The 14,355-nt window shown below is 67.5% G+C and carries 15 protein-coding genes; 8 read left to right on the top strand and 7 right to left on the bottom strand.

What is annotated here, in order from left to right; genetic code table 11:
* Nucleotides 1-271: 271 nt before the first annotated feature.
* From ING98_07365 to ING98_07355, 3 genes are read right to left on the bottom strand one after another with little or no spacing between them, the layout of a single operon-like run.
* The gene (locus tag ING98_07365; protein ID MCA3101674.1) at nucleotides 272-1,420 is read right to left on the bottom strand and encodes an FAD-dependent monooxygenase; all 1,149 of its coding nucleotides are present in this window, start codon (nucleotides 1,418-1,420) and stop codon (nucleotides 272-274) included.
* 5 nt (nucleotides 1,421-1,425) lie between these two features.
* Entirely contained in the window at nucleotides 1,426-2,436 is a 1,011-nt protein-coding gene (locus tag ING98_07360; GenBank protein MCA3101673.1) for a tripartite tricarboxylate transporter substrate binding protein, read from the bottom strand.
* Between the two features lie 4 nt (nucleotides 2,437-2,440).
* Nucleotides 2,441-3,406 carry a tripartite tricarboxylate transporter substrate binding protein gene (locus ING98_07355; GenBank protein ID MCA3101672.1) on the bottom strand — a complete coding sequence of 322 codons (966 nt, stop codon included), beginning with the start codon at nucleotides 3,404-3,406 and terminating at the stop codon, nucleotides 2,441-2,443.
* 128 nt (nucleotides 3,407-3,534) lie between these two features.
* On the opposite strand from ING98_07355, the gene ING98_07350 reads away from it, so the two are divergent.
* Nucleotides 3,535-5,148, top strand: a complete 1,614-nt coding sequence (locus ING98_07350) for an FAD-dependent oxidoreductase (GenBank protein MCA3101671.1) — start codon at nucleotides 3,535-3,537, stop codon at nucleotides 5,146-5,148.
* A 9-nt stretch (nucleotides 5,149-5,157) separates the two neighbouring features.
* Here ING98_07350 and ING98_07345 read toward each other — a convergent pair whose 3' ends face one another.
* Both ING98_07345 and ING98_07340 read right to left on the bottom strand, forming a co-directional pair.
* Nucleotides 5,158-5,544 carry a cupin domain-containing protein gene (locus ING98_07345; protein ID MCA3101670.1) on the bottom strand — a complete coding sequence of 129 codons (387 nt, stop codon included), beginning with the start codon at nucleotides 5,542-5,544 and terminating at the stop codon, nucleotides 5,158-5,160.
* Between the two features lie 7 nt (nucleotides 5,545-5,551).
* Entirely contained in the window at nucleotides 5,552-5,935 is a 384-nt protein-coding gene (locus tag ING98_07340; GenBank protein MCA3101669.1) for a cupin domain-containing protein, read from the bottom strand.
* Between the two features lie 144 nt (nucleotides 5,936-6,079).
* Between ING98_07340 and ING98_07335 the strand changes: the two genes are divergently transcribed.
* The gene (locus ING98_07335; GenBank protein MCA3101668.1) at nucleotides 6,080-6,859 is read left to right on the top strand and encodes an SDR family NAD(P)-dependent oxidoreductase; all 780 of its coding nucleotides are present in this window, start codon (nucleotides 6,080-6,082) and stop codon (nucleotides 6,857-6,859) included.
* A gap of 20 nt (nucleotides 6,860-6,879) precedes the next feature.
* Here ING98_07335 and ING98_07330 read toward each other — a convergent pair whose 3' ends face one another.
* Complete coding sequence (locus ING98_07330; protein ID MCA3101667.1) at nucleotides 6,880-8,490, bottom strand: peptide chain release factor 3; 1,611 nt, start codon at nucleotides 8,488-8,490, stop codon at nucleotides 6,880-6,882.
* A 159-nt stretch (nucleotides 8,491-8,649) separates the two neighbouring features.
* Between ING98_07330 and ING98_07325 the strand changes: the two genes are divergently transcribed.
* Together ING98_07325 and ING98_07320 are read left to right on the top strand one after the other, a co-directional pair.
* Nucleotides 8,650-9,000, top strand: coding sequence for a molecular chaperone DnaK (locus tag ING98_07325; protein MCA3101666.1), 351 nt, complete (start codon nucleotides 8,650-8,652; stop codon nucleotides 8,998-9,000).
* A gap of 43 nt (nucleotides 9,001-9,043) precedes the next feature.
* Nucleotides 9,044-9,964 carry a TAXI family TRAP transporter solute-binding subunit gene (locus tag ING98_07320; protein ID MCA3101665.1) on the top strand — a complete coding sequence of 307 codons (921 nt, stop codon included), beginning with the start codon at nucleotides 9,044-9,046 and terminating at the stop codon, nucleotides 9,962-9,964.
* A gap of 18 nt (nucleotides 9,965-9,982) precedes the next feature.
* Here the strand turns inward: ING98_07320 and ING98_07315 are convergent, their stop codons facing one another.
* The gene (locus ING98_07315) at nucleotides 9,983-10,558 is read right to left on the bottom strand and encodes a class I SAM-dependent methyltransferase (protein ID MCA3101664.1); all 576 of its coding nucleotides are present in this window, start codon (nucleotides 10,556-10,558) and stop codon (nucleotides 9,983-9,985) included.
* A 165-nt stretch (nucleotides 10,559-10,723) separates the two neighbouring features.
* On the opposite strand from ING98_07315, the gene ING98_07310 reads away from it, so the two are divergent.
* From ING98_07310 to ING98_07295, 4 genes are all read left to right on the top strand, one after another.
* On the top strand, nucleotides 10,724-11,788 hold the full coding sequence (locus ING98_07310; protein ID MCA3101663.1) for a LysR family transcriptional regulator: 1,065 nt from the start codon (nucleotides 10,724-10,726) through the stop codon (nucleotides 11,786-11,788).
* Nucleotides 11,789-11,843: 55 nt separating this feature from the next.
* Nucleotides 11,844-12,722 (top strand): dienelactone hydrolase family protein, encoded by an 879-nt coding sequence (locus ING98_07305; GenBank protein ID MCA3101662.1) that lies wholly within the window; start codon nucleotides 11,844-11,846, stop codon nucleotides 12,720-12,722.
* 41 nt (nucleotides 12,723-12,763) lie between these two features.
* Nucleotides 12,764-13,960, top strand: a complete 1,197-nt coding sequence (locus ING98_07300; GenBank protein MCA3101661.1) for a pyridoxal phosphate-dependent aminotransferase — start codon at nucleotides 12,764-12,766, stop codon at nucleotides 13,958-13,960.
* 104 nt (nucleotides 13,961-14,064) lie between these two features.
* On the top strand, nucleotides 14,065-14,355 hold a 291-nt coding region (locus ING98_07295), incomplete at its 3' end, for a hypothetical protein (GenBank protein MCA3101660.1).

The raw sequence follows: 14,355 nt of genomic DNA, 5'->3' as shown, positions 1-14,355 counted from the left end.
GGTGGTTCCCCCTGGGTTGTCTGTAGTTATGTCGTTGTGTCGCTTTGGTGTGGCTGGCGCCGCCTCGGAACGCAGGACTGGGAGGTCTTGTGCCGCAGAGGTTTTTCAAGTCTAGCCCTCAAGTTGCCGCTGTGCGAGGCAGGAGTACGCTTTCTGGACAACTCATGCCTGAGCCCCGGCCTTCCTGCTGCCCTCTTGTGTACCCGTAATCCTGATGCGGGCAGGCGCAGTACCCACCATGGACCGGGCGACCTGCCGAGGTAGCGACGATTCAATGGCCGGCCGCGTCCTCGAGGTCTACCGTGCTGGCGTCGTAACCATAGACCCAGCCCGGATCGGTCTTGTCGCGCAGCCAGTTGTTCGCGCTCGACCCAGCCTGGATGTCCGATGCGCGCGGCTTCCGGATGCGTTCGTACAGCTGGTAAGCCTCCTGTACGCCGTCCGGCTCGACCCGGCGGAGGCAGCGCGACAGGACTGCTGCATCCTCGAGCGCGGACGCCGCACCCTGGGCCATGTAGGGCGTCATTGGATGGCAGGCATCGCCGAGCAGCGCGATGCGTCCGTCCGACCACCTCGCCAGGGGATCGCGTTCGAACAGCGCCCACTTGAAGACCTCGGGACATGCTTCCAGGATCGCCTGTACCTCCGGGTGAAAGCCGGCGTATGCAGCACGAAGTTCGTCGAGATCTCCCTTCGCGGACCATGACTCGGGCGTGGTCCACTCGGCACGTTCGGGTACGCTGGTCACGAAGTACAGCTCGTCCTGCGCGCGGGTGACGTAGTACACCACCATGTGCCTGTCCGGTCCCCACCACTTGGTGCGCACCGGGGCCAGCTTCAGGCCCCGCAGGCGGTCGGACGCGTAAGTGGTCCTGTAGGCCACCCGGCCGGTGAACCGTGGTGTCTCGGGTCCGAGCAGCGTCTCGCGGACCAGGGAGTGAACGCCGTCGGCACCGATCACCGCGTCGGCACGTGCGGATGTCCCGTCCGTGAAGCGCAGGTCCACGCCCTGCGGGTCCTGGTCGATCGCCGCGAGCTTCATGCCCAGATGCACGACTTCGGGAGGCACGATGCCGGCGATCGCGGCATGCAGGTCGGCTCGATGCAGGAAGAGGTAGGGTGCACCGAAGGCGCGCTCGACCTCCGAGCCCAGCGGGAGGCGGCTGGTCTCGACGCCGGTGTCCCATGTGCGGCTGATCGCGAAATCCGCCTGGAATGCCGTCCTGCGCAGCACGTCTTCGATGCCGAGGTGACGTAGCACCTTGACTGCGTTGGGGGCCATCTGGATGCCGGCGCCGACCCGGGCGAAGCGGGTCGCCTGTTCATACACCTGCACCCGGTGGCCGGCCCGCAGCAGGAGCGCTGCCGTGGCGAGGCCGCCGATGCCGGCACCGATGATCGCAAACGAAACGGGTTTCACTGGCTTCACTCCATCACGATCTTTGCGCGGCTGATCACCTTGCGCCACTTCTGCATCTCGGCCTGTATGTGCGCGGCGAATCCCTCCGGCGTCGTCGGCGTGATGTCGACCGTGCTGAAGGTCTTCTGCAGTGCCGGCTGCTGCAGCACCTTGCGTATGTCGCGCGAAAGGCGATCGACGATCGGTGCCGGTGTGCCGCCAGTGGCGAGCAGGCCGAACCAGATGGTCGATTCGTAGCCGGGAATCCCGGCTTCCTGCAGCGTGGGTACATCGGGTGCGGCCGCCGCGCGCTTCGTGCTGGTGACACCGAGTACGCGCACGCGTCCTGCGCGCGCCTCGGACAGGCCAGCGGAGCCGAGCATGAGGTCGACATGCCCGCCCATCACATCGGCCATCGCCGGTCCGGCACCCTTGTAGGGTACGTGGATCATGTCGATGCCGGCGAGCAGTTTCAGCAGCTCGCCGGCCAGGTGGTTCGACGAACCGTTGCCGCCCGAGGCGAAGGTCAGGCGGCCTGGCTGCTTTCGTGCCAGCGCGATCAGGTCCTTCACGCTCGTCGCCGGTACCGAGGGGTGCACCACCAGGTAGAGCGGCGTGGTCACGCACAGGCTCAGCGGGGCGAAATCCTTGACCGGGTCGTAGGGGAGTTCCTTGCTGACGGCCGGGTTGATGGCAAGGCTGGTCACGCTGCCGAACACCATGGTGTAGCCGTCTGGTGGTGCCTTGGCTGCCACCTGCATCCCGATCACCTGCGATGCGCCGGGTCGGTTCTCGACGATGACCGGTTGCCCGAGCGCTTCGGTGAGGCTGGCGGCAACCGCGCGGGGAAAACTGTCGCCGAGCCCGCCGGGCGAATAGGGGGAGACGATGCGCAGCGGCTTCGCCGGGAATGCCGAGGCAGGCTGGGCCATCGCGATCTGTACGCCGGTGGCGAGCAGCGCCAGCGCGCAGGCGAGCGTGGCCGCAGGCTGGAGCGGCGCTTCGGAACGGCGGCAGACATCGGGCTTCGCCACCATGGCGTCAGTCGAGCCTGGCTCCGGAAGCCTTTACCACCTTGCCCCAGCGCGCATGGTCTTCGCTGATCACCCGGGCGAACTGCTCAGGCGTACTTGGCGCCGGCTGCAGCCCGAGGTCGGCCAGGCGTTTCTGCACATCCGGCGAATTGAGCGCGCGCACGATGGCGGCGTTGAGCGTCATGATCCGGGCGCGCGGCGTTCCCGCAGGCACCGCTACGCCGTACCACTCGTTGATGTTGGTGAGCGCCGGATAGCCGGCCTCCATCGCGGTGGGAACATCGGGCAGCGCCTCCAGCCGCTCTTTGGCGAACAGCGCGATCGCGCGCAGCCGTCCCGACTTCACATGCGACACGATGGTGAACGGCACGGTGAAGGTCATCGACACTTCGCCGCCGAGCAGCGCCGCGGTCGCCGGAGCGCCGCCCTTGTAGGGCACATGGACCATCTGCGCACCTGTGGTCAGTCGGAACAATTCGCCGGCGATCCATGGGCCGGACGATGACGAAGCGAAGGTGAGCCTGTCCGGATGCTGCTTTGCGTAGGTGGCTAGTTCCTTCGCGGTCGTCACCGGAATAGACGGGTGCAGCACCAGGATGAAGGGCATGCTGACGCCACCGGACACGGCAGCGAAATCCTTCAGCGTGTCGTACCCGGGAGTGCGATAGAGGTGGGGATTGATCGCCAGCGAACCGGAGTGCGCCAGCGTCAGCGTGTAGCCGTCCGGCGCGGCCCGGGCGCCGATGGCGGTACCGATGCTGCCCTGCGCGCCAGCGCGGTTGTCGATGATCACCGGCTGGCCGAAATACTCGTTCAGTTTGCCGCCGATTACCCGCGCGAATCCGTCAGTGCCGCCCCCCGGCGGGAAGGGCACCACGAAACGTATTGCCCGGTCGGGGAAACTGTCGGCGGCTGTCGCTGCCTGGGCCATGCAGCAGCCGGTGACCATCGCGACCATCAACGCACGCACCATCGGATGTCCTCCTCCTCGGGTTCTATCGACCCATTCGATAAATCAGGGTACTTTTCGACGCTGCAGGGGTCAAGCAGCGACGGCACCGGACGTCGATCCGGACAGGTTGCACTCGGGGAGGGGCAGCAGTGAGCAGCGAATCGGCGGCATTCGATTACGTGATTGTCGGGGCGGGCACCGCCGGCTGCGTGCTGGCGGCACGGTTGACCGAGTCGGGGCGCCACCGCGTGCTGCTGCTCGAAGCCGGTGGCCCCGATCGCAGCCCCTGGATCCACATCCCGCTGGGTTACGGTCGGCACTTCGCCAACCCGAAGGTCAACTGGCTGTACGCGAGCGAGCCGGATCCGGCGACCGGCAACCGGCCCATCGCGCAGCCGCGCGGCAAGGTGCTGGGCGGCTCCAGTTCGATCAACGGCCTGGTCTACATCCGTGGACAGCACGAGGACTACGATCACTGGGCGCAACTGGGCAATGATGGCTGGAGCGCGGCGGAAGTCCTGCCGTACTTCAGGAAGTCCGAAGACCAGCAGCGCGGGGCCGATGCCTGGCATGGCGCAGGCGGGCCGCTCCGGGTGTCCGATCCGGCGGAGCCGCATCCGCTCTGCGACGCGTTCATCGAAGCCGCGGAACAAGGTGGCTATCCCCGCAACCCGGATTTCAATGGACGGCAGCAGGCCGGATTCGGGTATGTCCAGCTCACCGCCCGCAACGGCCTGCGCAGCAGCGCGGCGACGAGTTTCCTGCGCATGGCGCTCGGGCGTCCGAACCTGCAGGTCGTCACCGGAGCGCGGGCGACGGGCCTGCAGTTTTCCGACCGCCGGGCCGAAGGCGTTCGCTACCTGGTCGACGGACGCGAGGGGCTGGCGATCGCGCGCCGTGAAGTGATCGTCGCCGCAGGGGCGTTCAACTCGCCGCAACTGCTCCAGTTGTCGGGCATAGGGCCGACCGGACTGCTGCGCGAACACGGCATCGCGCTGGTGGCCGATCGTCCGGGGGTCGGCGCAAACCTGCAGGACCACTACAACGGGCGGCTCGTGTATCGCAGCAACCGCCCGTTCACGCTGAACGATGCGCTGGCGAATCCCCTGCGCGGCATGGCTGCGGGCCTTCGCTATGCGCTCCTGCGCAAGGGTGTCCTGGCAATGGGCGCGTCGTACGCGGCCGGGTTCATCAGCACGGTCCCCGGTATAGCCCGGCCGGATGTACAGGTGGGCCTTGCGTTGTTCAGCGGCGACAAGGCCGGTGCCGGGCTGCACCGGTTCTCGGGGTTCTCCATCGTGGCGCGGTTGTTGAGGCCGCTGAGCCGGGGCCGGGTGGCGATCCGGTCGTCCGACCCGCTGGAGCCACCCATGATCCAGCCCGGTTATCTCACGCACGAGGCCGATGCGCCGATCCTGCTGGAGGGACTCAAGGCCGCGCGGCGGATGATGTCGCAGCCGTCGATCGGCCGCTATCTCGAGGCCGAACACGACCCCGGGCCGTCATGCCGTTCAGATGCGGACCTGCTTGACCATATCCGCCTGCGCGGTGGCATCAGCTACCACCCGGTCGGAACCTGCCGCATGGGCAGCGACGACGAAGCGGTGGTGGACGCGCGGCTGCGGGTGCACGGCGTGCCTGGTCTGCGGGTGGTCGATGCGTCCATCATGCCCACCCTGGTGTCCGGCAACACGAATGCCCCGACGTTCATGATCGCCGAAAAGGGGGCGGACTTGATCCGCGAGGAAGCCGGGGACGCCTGATGCGTCCGGTCAGGTGCCGGCCGCGACCGGGAACCTGAACACCGAGAACACGACGCCGCCGACCGGATACTCGAAGGGCCCGTGCACGGTATCCGGCGGGGCGTAGTGGAAATCGCCCTGGCGCAGGATCTTCCCGCCTACATGCTGCTCGCCTTCCACCACGAGAACGCAGTGCGAAGTCACGTGGCTGTGCGCTGGTTCGACATAGCCGGGCGGAAACTTCACCAGCGCAGCCACCTGCCCGCGGGCGTCATCGCGCATCAGCACCTTGATCTTGAGATTCGGGTGGATCTTGTGCGCCCCGGTGGGCAACTGGAAAAGGGTGACGTTCTCGTCCCATTCGATGTCGGCCGTATTGACGGCGAGGAACGGCGTGAATGCGGAGATGTCTTCCATCTGGCGCTTACCTGGCAAGTGGGACGGTCTGGAAATCCGCCGGCGACGTGATCTCGAGCAGTTCGAGGTCGTCCGAGCAGTCGAGTTCGTTGTGCACGATGCCGGGCGGCTGCATGCAGCAGTCACCCGGGCCGAACGTGTGTTCACCGTGACCTTCGTAGGTGAAGCGGATCCAGCCCTTGAGCACATAGATCATCTGGAAGTCGAGCCGATGGGTGTGCAGGCCGGTGGTGTGCAGGGAACTGTGATCCGACCCCCGCTTCACGCGCAGCACATGGGCACGGAACCGTCCGTTCGTGGCCTCGCGCAGGCCCAGGTCGCGGTACTCCAGGAAAGGCCGCAGGCCGGGTTCGTACTTCGCGTCCCGCTCGAGGCTGGTACAGAACTTCATGTCGGTACTATCCACGCCTGGGCTCCTGTGGAGGCGGGTTCAGGGGGCAAATGGCAAAGCGGGCGAGGGGCAGGGCGTGCGTTGCATGCATGCCCCGAGCGCGCGGTTCGGGACATTATAGACACGGCACGAAGGGGGATCGTAATGGCGGAGACAACTGGAAACGGGGCGGGCATCGAGCGCTGGCGCGGCCGGGTGGCGCTGGTCACCGGCGCCTCGGGCGGCATTGGAGAGGCCATCGCAAGGCGCCTGGCCGGTGCCGGCATGAAGGTCGCGCTCGTCGCCAGGCGCGCGGAGAGAGTTCGCGCGCTTGCCGACGCGTTGACGGCGGCAGGCGCGGAGGCGATCGCCTGCCCAGGTGACCTGAGGATGCCGGAACAGGTCCTGGCTATCTTTTCGCAGGTCGAGCGCCAGTGGGGGCCGCTCGACCTGCTGGTGAACAATGCAGGGACGGGGATGATGGGCCCGCTGGCGGAGGGCAAGTGGGAGGATTGGGTCGAGACGATGAACGTGAACGTCGCGGCGCCTGCGCTATGCGCGCGCGAGGCGCTGCGCACCATGGTTGCCCGGCCTGACACGCAGATCATCAATATCTGCTCGATCTACGGGCACCGGGGCCAGGTTCCGGGCTTCGCGTTCTACCAGGCGTCGAAGTTCGCGCTCAGGGCGCTGACCGATACGCTCCGCGCGGAACTGTTCGCATGCGGGGCCCGCGTCCGGGTGTCGATGATTTCCCCCGGCATGGTCGCGACCGAGTTCCGGGGACGTGCCAGTGGAGGCGCCTTCACCTACGAGTCGTACTTCGAGAAGCTGCAGCCGCTGCTGCCTGCCGATATCGCCGATGCGGTCGGCTACATCCTGTCGACCCCGGGCCATGTCCAGGTGCAGGACATCCTGCTGTCGCCGCTCGGCCAGGGGTTGTGACTGCACGCGGCCGCGAGGCGCTACTCGAAGACTCCCGTCTGGAACACCAGCCCGGCATGCTCCCGCATCGCATGGAACCGGATGCCCTCCCAGCGCTCCTTCGCCACGTCCAGCTCGGACGCGTGCGCGGCAAGGAACACCGGCGCATCCACCACGTCTACTGCCACCCGGTGTGAGTTCGTGCGCAGGAACCGCTTCAGTTCGTCCGCATCAGTGGAGGTCACCCAGCGCGCGATCCGGTAGCGGCTCTGGGTCAGCCGCGGCTTCACGCCGTATTCGTTCTCCAGGCGGTGCGCGACCACCTCGAACTGCAGTTGCCCCACGGCGCCGAGCAACAGCGGGCCGCCGGTCTCGGGCCGGAAGACCTGGATTGCGCCTTCCTCCCCGAGCTGCAGCAGACCCTTGCGCAGCTGCTTCGCGCGGATCGGATCGGCCACCTCGACTTCCTGGAACAGTTCCGGCGCGAAGAAGGGCAGGCCGGTGAACTGCAGCATCTCGCCTTCGGTGAGCGTGTCGCCGAGCTGCAGCAACCCGTGGTTCGGCAGGCCGATGATATCGCCGGGCCATGCCTCTTCCAGCAGGTCGCGCCGCTGCGACAGGAATGACATCGCGTTGCTGGTGCGGATCTCTTTCCCGCTGCGGCAGATCTTCAGCTTCATGCCGCGCTCGAAACGGCCCGAGCAGACGCGGATGAACGCGATCCGGTCGCGATAGGCCGGATCCATGTTCGCCTGCACCTTGAACACCACGCCGGAGAACGTCGGTTCGGAGGGCTCGACCGTGCGCTGGATCGCCGGGCGCGATCCGGGCGGCGGGGCGAGTTCGACCAGCGCGTCGAGCACTTCGCGCACGCCGAAGTTGTTGATCGCCGAGCCGAACAGCGCCGGGGTCTGCCGTGCATCGAGGAAGGCTTCGCGATCGAACGCGGGGGCGGCGCCTTGCAGCAGCTCGATCTCCTGCCGTGCCTGCGCGAACGCTTCGCCGAAGCGGCTGGCGCACTCCGGGTTGTCGATGCCGTTGATTACTTCGTCGTCGTCGCGCACCCGGTCTTCGCCGGCGCGGAATACGCGCATCGAGTCGTGGCGGATGTCGAACACGCCGCCGAAGCGCTTGCCCATGCCCACCGGCCAGGTGAACGGGATCACCGGCATGCCCAGCGCGCGCTCGATCTCGTCGATCAGGTCGAGCGGTTCCTTCACCTCGCGGTCCATCTTGTTCACGAAGGTGACGATCGGCGTATTGCGGGCGCGGCAGACTTCCAGCAGCCGCAGCGTCTGCGCCTCGACGCCGTTCGCCGCGTCGATCACCATCAGCGCGGCGTCGACCGCGGTCAGCACGCGGTAGGTGTCTTCCGAGAAGTCCTGGTGGCCCGGCGTGTCGAGCAGGTTGATCACGCAGTCCCGGTATTCCATCTGCATCACCGAGCTGGCGACCGAGATCCCGCGCTGCTTCTCGATCTCCATCCAGTCCGAGGTGGCGTGCCGGCTCGCCTTGCGTGCCTTCACGCTGCCGGCGATGTGGATCGCCCCTGCAAACAGCAGGAGCTTCTCGGTGAGCGTGGTCTTGCCCGCGTCCGGGTGGGAGATGATGGCGAAGGTGCGGCGGCGGGCGACTTCCCGGTTGCTGCTCATCGGATGCGTGCTCGTTGTGTGTCCGGGCAGCCACCGGCGGCCGGAGAGGCGCGGATTGTAGCCCGTCCGACGTGCGGCAAGCCCGGGGCTGCGGATATCCACCCCGGCAGGCGCTAATGGGCGCAAGCTGTAGCCCTCTCGAAAATGGACCGCGCCCAGATGAATGATGCCGAACAGACGATCTACCGCGCCCGCCTGGCCACCGACCTGGGCCGCCAGCGCGATTCCATTGCCGGCCTGCTTGCCCCGACCGGAAAGGTCGCGGCCGATGTCTCGCCCGACATGCGCCAGGCGCGCATGGACGCGATGGCACAGCAGGTCAATACTCGCGATCAGCTTGAGAAGTTCAACCTGCGCCGGCGCAAGGTAGAGGCGGCGCTCGCGCGCATCGATGCCGGCTCCTATGGCCTGTGCTGCGAATGTCGTGCGACCATGGAAGGCGAGCGGCTGGATTCCGATCCGGCAGAAGTGTTCTGCCAGGAATGCGCCGACGAGCGCGAGGCGCCCTGATCCTGTCCTGAAGTTGTGTGCTGACCCAGCCCGGAGAAGCCGGATGAGTACCCCGTCGAATGAGACCGCCACGCCCACCCCGACCCACGTCGTGCTGGGCACTGCTACCCCCGGCGGGGGTTTTCCCGCCTACGGCGCAGCCTTCATCGAGACCTTGCACGAGTTCGATTCGTCGCTGTCCATCGAGGCGCGCAATACCAGGGGCAGCACCGAGAACGTGCCGTTGCTCGAGCGCGGCGAACTCGACATCGGGCTGGTCCAGGGCGAGGTCGCCTACGAGGTGCTCACCGGCGTCGGCCGGCCGCCGGCCGACCTGCGCATCGTCGCGGCCATGTACTCGACGCCCGGCATGTTCGTGGTGCGCGCAGACAGCCCGGCACGGTCGATCCGCGACCTGGTCGGCAAGCCGGTGGCGTTCGGTGCGCGCGGCTCGGGCCTGGTCATCCTGTCGCGCTATCTGCTCGATGGCCTGGGACTCGACCAGGACCGCGACTTCCGGGCGATCTACCTCGACCGGGCCGGCGATGGTCCCGAGATGGTGCTCGACGGTCGCGCCGCGGCACTGTGGGGCGGCGGCATCGGCTGGCCGGGCTTCGTGAAGGTGGCGTCGAGCCCGGGCGGCGCGCGCTTCATCGCGCCCGGCGCCGACGAGGCCAGGACGATCATGGCGAAGCACGGCTTCCTGAAGCCGCTGACTGCGCCGCCTGGCAGCTATCCCGGACAGGATGCGCCGATCCATTCGATCGGCTCATGGAGCTTCGTGATGGCGCGACCGACGCTGGCACCGGACATCGGCTACCGGATCGCGCGCGCGCTCGATCGGGGGCAGGCGTCGATCGCCGCACGACTGGCGCAGGCAGCGGAGACCACGCCTGCGAACACCATGGCCGCGCTGCCGACCGGCGCGAAACTGGATGCGGGTGTCGCCAGGTATCTCGGCGAGATCGGGCTCGCGACCGGCTGAGTGTCGTCCGCCTGGCGCTCAGGCCTTGCGGCCAGGCACCGTCCACAGGTAGATCGTGCTCGATCCCACCGACTCGGTGCGCTGGGGCTTCCAGTCGTCCATGTCGAATGCATGCGACACGATGCGGGCGCCCGGCCGCAGTTCCTTCAGGAGCTTCGGCCGCAGCTTGAGGTTCAGCCGCGACAACAGGTAGATCGTGACCACGGTCGCCTCGCTGATGTCCGTGGCGAACAGATCGCCCTCGATCAGCTTCACGCGCTCGCCGACACCGGCGACGCGGATGTTCTCGGTCGCCTCGCGGATGCGGATGGGATCGATGTCGATGCCGACCGCGCGCGCGCCGAACTGCCGTGCGGCGGTGACCACGATTCGCCCATCGCCGCAACCGAGGTCGTAGACCACGTCGGTCTTGCCGACCTTGGCCAGCTTCAGCATGCCTTCGACCACTTCCTGGGGCGTCGGCACGTAGATCACATCGGGCGTGCGGCGGCCTTCCTGGGCAGGCGTGGCGCCCGATGCGAAGGCCAGCGATCCAGCCAGGCCCGACAGCACTACTCTCCTGCGATCCATCGACGCTTCCTCCGCTTTGCCCATGAATACCCTGCGGCGGAGTCTACGCGACCCGGGCGGCCACGAAAGGTCGCGATTGACGTTTCCCTCCGGCCACAATCCCGTGTTCTGGCATAACATTGTTTCCTCGTTGGCTTCGTCCGACGTTCGTGGGGCAGGGCAGTGGAACACCTCGAAAACCTGGTCGGGATGGCTATCTTCGCGCGCGTCGCCGAGGCCAAGAGCTTCTCTGCAGCCGCGCGCCGGCTGGGCATCTCGAAGTCGGCGGTGAGCAAGCATGTCGCGCGGCTCGAGCGCGAATTGAAGGCGCGGCTGCTCAATCGCACCACGCGCACGCTCAGCCTGACCGACGTCGGGACGACCTTCTACCAGCACTGCGCGCGCGTGGTGCAGGAGGCCGAGGCAGCCGAGGTTGCGGTGTCCCGGCTGGGCAGCGCGCCCAGCGGCGTGCTGAAGGTGACTGCCCCGGCTGCGTTCGGCCGGATGCACGTGGCCTCGGCCGTGCCGGAGTTCCTCGCCAGGTATCCCGACATCAGGCTCGAGATGGACCTCATCGACCGCGGTGCCGACCTCGCGGAGGAGGGTATCGACGTGGCGATCCACCTGTTCGGCGAGCTTGCGCCCAACACTGTCGCCCGGAAACTGGCGCCGATCCGCTGGGTGGTGTGCGCCTCCCCACAGTATCTGAAGAAGCACGGCACGCCGCAGTCGCTCGATGCGCTGGTCAGCCACAACTGCCTGTTCTATTCGTTCCGGTCGATGCACAGCGACTGGAAGTTCCGGGCGCAGGACGGGTCGATCGTCAGCGTGCGGGTCGGCGGCAACTTCATCGCGACCAACAGCCTGGCCATCCGCGAGGTGGTGCTGCGCGGTGTCGGCATCGCGATGTCTCCGACCTTCGTCGTCGGTGACGACCTGCGCGCCGGCACACTGAAGGCGCTGTTCACCGATTTCGAGGCCCTCGGCACCTTCGGCAGTCACATCAATGCGGTGTACCTGCCCAACCGCTACCTTTCCCCGAAGGTGCGCGCATTCGTCGACTTCTTCGTAGACCGATTCGGTCCCCAGCCCTACTGGGATCAGGGGCTCGCGCTGGCGGGCGTGAAGGGCTCGGGCGCCGCCGACGGGCCCGGACCTGGGCCTGGGCCTGGACCTGGGCCTGGGCCTGGACCTATTCCGGGCCCTGCCGTCGAAGCGCCTGTCGCCGCCGGCCGCCGCAGCGGCGCACGAAGGCGGCCTGACCTAGTACGATAGGGGGTTGGCATCCCCTGAAGCGCATCCTCCAGAGAACCCCACCAGAGACGAACCCATGGACCAGACACTGAACACCGGCTGGCAGTCCCTGCCCGGCATCGGCGCCCTGCCGGGCACCCGTTCGCCGATCGGCAGGCTGACCGAAGGCTTTGCCCGTGCGTGCGAGCCGATCCAGTCGACCGCCATCAGCACCGATACGGCCGGCCTGGTGGCGGGCGAAGTCGCGCTGGTCACCCGCGACGGGGAAGTGCCTGCCTACCGTGCGTATCCGGAGAACGGCACCAACCTGCCGGTGATCCTGGTCGTACAGGAGATCTTCGGCGTACATGAGCACATAAAGGACGTGTGCCGTCGGCTGGCCAAGGTCGGTTATTTCGCGATCACGGTCGAGTTGTATGCGCGCCAGGGCGATGTGTCGACGCTGACCGACCCCCCGGAGATCTTCGCCAAGGTCGTCAACCACGTCCCCGACAGCCAGGTCATGTCGGACCTCGACGCGGCCGTCGTCTACGCAAAGGCCACCGGCAAGTGCGATACCTCGCGGCTGGGTGTCACCGGCTTCTGCTGGGGCGGGCGCATCACGTGGACGTACTGCGTGCACAACCCGTCGGTGAAGGCGGGGGTCGCCTGGTACGGGCGGCTGGTCGCTGCTTCGATGGCGCCGCTGCAGCCGGCCTATCCGGCGGACCTCGCGCCGGTGCTCAAGGTTCCGGTTCTGGGACTGTACGGCGAGGCCGATGCCGGCATCCCGGTCGAGACGGTCGAGAAGATGCGCGCTGCCTTGAAGGCCGCCGGCAACACGACCAGCGAGATCGTGCTGTATCCGGAAGCACCGCATGCGTTCTACGCCGACTATCGTCCGAGCTACCGCAAGGCAGCAGCCGACGATGCCTGGCAGAGGATGCGCGCCTGGTTCACCAGGCACGGGGTGTAATGAGTTCATCGAGACTGCAGGGCGCGCCGCTGGCGGCGCGCATGTCCGGCATCGCGACGTTCCAGGTGCTGAAACTGCTGGCCCGCGCGAAGGAACTGGAAGCGCAGGGTCGTTCGATCATCCACATGGAGATCGGCGAACCCGACTTCCCGACGCCCTCGCCGGTGACTGCGGCCGCTCTTGAAGCGACCCGCAGTGGCGACGTGCACTATCTGCCGGCCCTCGGATTGCCGGCGCTGCGCCGCGCAATCGCCGGCTACTACCGCGAACAGCATGGCGTGGAGGTGTCGCCCGAGCGAATCATCGTCACGCCGGGCTCGTCCGGCGCGCTGTTGCTCGCGATGGGCGTGCTGCTCTGCCCGGGCGACGAAGTGCTCCTGGCCGATCCGTCCTACCCCGCGAACCGGCACTTCATCCGCTTCTGCGAGGGCGTGCCCGTCGGCATCCCGAGCGGTCCTGAGACCGGCTACCAGCTCACCGCTGCCTCGATCGCGTCGAACTGGACCGAACGCACCCGCGCGGTCATGGTGGCCACGCCGGCGAATCCCACCGGCACGACCATTCCCGGGCCGGAGCTTGCGCGCATCGTCGATGAGGTGCAGGGCCGCAACGCCGCACTGGTGGTCGATGAGATCTACCACGGCCTGGTGTACGGCGAGCGCCCGCCGACCGCCCTGGCGCTGACCGACAAGGCGTTCGTGATCAACGGCTTCTCGAAGTTCTTCACGATGACCGGATGGCGCCTGGGCTGGATCGTCGTGCCCGAGGCCTACCATGACCCGGCCGAGCGTCTGGCGCAGAACCTGTTCCTCGCCTGTTCGACGGTCGCGCAGCATGCGGCGCTGGCCGCGTTCACGCCTGAATCCATGGCGATCTGCGAGCGCCAGCGGATCGAGTTCGGCGAGCGTCGCGACTACCTTGCGCAGGCGCTGATCGAGCTGGGCTTTCGCATCCCGGTCATTCCCGAGGGTGCCTTCTATCTTTACGCCGATTGCAGCGCCCTCACCGATGACAGCTTCGCCTTCGCGCTCGATATGCTCGAGCGGTCGGGCGTCGCCATCACGCCGGGTGCAGACTTCGGCGTCCATCGGGCGCACCAGCACGTGCGCTTCGCCTACACCACCAGCATGGATTCGCTGCGCGAGGGCGTCGCGCGCATCGCCGAGCACCTTCGCCAGCGTGCGCCCACGGTAGCGGGCGCCACTTTCATGCCGGCGGTGGCTCCGGCCGCGGGCTGAACGTCGGGCGCCATCGGTGCTGCGGCCGGTCGCGGCACCCGTGCCGGCACGCACGCGCAGAAAGGTACATCGGTACGCGGGTCATGCAACCAGAGAGGAATCACATGTCCGGATCTGTCACCCCGGGATCGCGGCGCCAGCCGCGCCTGAAGCAGGGCCTCGCGGCCCGTGTGTGCCGTGCCCTGGCCGGTGCGGTCGGGCTCGCCATGGCGATGGCGGCCGGCCCAGCCACGGCCGATGCGTTCACTGCCCCGCGCACGCTCGAGCAACTCGCCGCGTTCGAGGCGCTCGCCGAGAAGAATGCGGCCAGGAACGCCCGGCCGCGCTCGGTCGATGAACTGCGCTGGGTGTTCGACCTGTACAGCGGGCACCATCGTGCGCACACGCCCGAATGG

This window comes from Rhodocyclaceae bacterium, assembly GCA_020248265.1.
Lineage (GTDB): Bacteria > Pseudomonadota > Gammaproteobacteria > Burkholderiales > CAIKXV01 > CAIKXV01.
Note: the sequence above shows the minus strand (reverse complement) of the source record. Positions and strands in the feature narration are given on the sequence as shown.

Excerpts from the sequence above, each read along its gene's own strand:
- ING98_07310 (MCA3101663.1), top strand. The coding sequence starts at position 10,724 with ATGGCTATCTTCGCGCGCGTCGCCGAGGCCAAGAGCTTCTCTGCAGCC.
- ING98_07345 (MCA3101670.1), bottom strand. The coding sequence starts at position 5,544 with ATGGAAGACATCTCCGCATTCACGCCGTTCCTCGCCGTCAATACGGCC.
- ING98_07335 (MCA3101668.1), top strand. The coding sequence starts at position 6,080 with ATGGCGGAGACAACTGGAAACGGGGCGGGCATCGAGCGCTGGCGCGGC.
- ING98_07330 (MCA3101667.1), bottom strand. The coding sequence starts at position 8,490 with ATGAGCAGCAACCGGGAAGTCGCCCGCCGCCGCACCTTCGCCATCATC.
- ING98_07300 (MCA3101661.1), top strand. The coding sequence starts at position 12,764 with ATGTCCGGCATCGCGACGTTCCAGGTGCTGAAACTGCTGGCCCGCGCG.
- ING98_07325 (MCA3101666.1), top strand. The coding sequence starts at position 8,650 with ATGAATGATGCCGAACAGACGATCTACCGCGCCCGCCTGGCCACCGAC.
- ING98_07305 (MCA3101662.1), top strand. The coding sequence starts at position 11,844 with ATGGACCAGACACTGAACACCGGCTGGCAGTCCCTGCCCGGCATCGGC.
- ING98_07360 (MCA3101673.1), bottom strand. The coding sequence starts at position 2,436 with ATGGTGGCGAAGCCCGATGTCTGCCGCCGTTCCGAAGCGCCGCTCCAG.
- ING98_07320 (MCA3101665.1), top strand. The coding sequence starts at position 9,044 with ATGAGTACCCCGTCGAATGAGACCGCCACGCCCACCCCGACCCACGTC.
- ING98_07340 (MCA3101669.1), bottom strand. The coding sequence starts at position 5,935 with ATGAAGTTCTGTACCAGCCTCGAGCGGGACGCGAAGTACGAACCCGGC.
- ING98_07355 (MCA3101672.1), bottom strand. The coding sequence starts at position 3,406 with ATGGTGCGTGCGTTGATGGTCGCGATGGTCACCGGCTGCTGCATGGCC.
- ING98_07315 (MCA3101664.1), bottom strand. The coding sequence starts at position 10,558 with ATGGGCAAAGCGGAGGAAGCGTCGATGGATCGCAGGAGAGTAGTGCTG.